This is a genomic window from Pantoea sp. CFCC18177 (assembly GCF_059412425.1).
The window spans coordinates 1-620 of record NZ_JBNBPL010000056.1 but is presented as its reverse complement, the minus strand read 5'-3'; the positions used below and the strand labels follow the sequence as shown (position 1 = coordinate 620).

1 rRNA gene is annotated in these 620 nt (G+C 52.4%); it reads right to left on the bottom strand.

From position 1 onward, the window contains the following. Positions 1-11: 11 nt before the first annotated feature. Positions 12-620: ribosomal RNA gene (locus ACPUC8_RS25995) — 16S ribosomal RNA — on the bottom strand; the annotation flags it as partial.

The following is a 620-nucleotide window of genomic DNA, read 5'->3' as shown; positions in this document are numbered from 1 at the left end:
GTATCTTCAGGTAAGGAGGTGATCCAACCGCAGGTTCCCCTACGGTTACCTTGTTACGACTTCACCCCAGTCATGAATCACAAAGTGGTAAGCGCCCTCCCGAAGGTTAAGCTACCTACTTCTTTTGCAACCCACTCCCATGGTGTGACGGGCGGTGTGTACAAGGCCCGGGAACGTATTCACCGTAGCATTCTGATCTACGATTACTAGCGATTCCGACTTCATGGAGTCGAGTTGCAGACTCCAATCCGGACTACGACGCACTTTATGAGGTCCGCTTGCTCTCGCGAGGTCGCTTCTCTTTGTATGCGCCATTGTAGCACGTGTGTAGCCCTACTCGTAAGGGCCATGATGACTTGACGTCATCCCCACCTTCCTCCAGTTTATCACTGGCAGTCTCCTTTGAGTTCCCGGCCGAACCGCTGGCAACAAAGGATAAGGGTTGCGCTCGTTGCGGGACTTAACCCAACATTTCACAACACGAGCTGACGACAGCCATGCAGCACCTGTCTCAGAGTTCCCGAAGGCACCAAAGCATCTCTGCTAAGTTCTCTGGATGTCAAGAGTAGGTAAGGTTCTTCGCGTTGCATCGAATTAAACCACATGCTCCACCGCTTGTG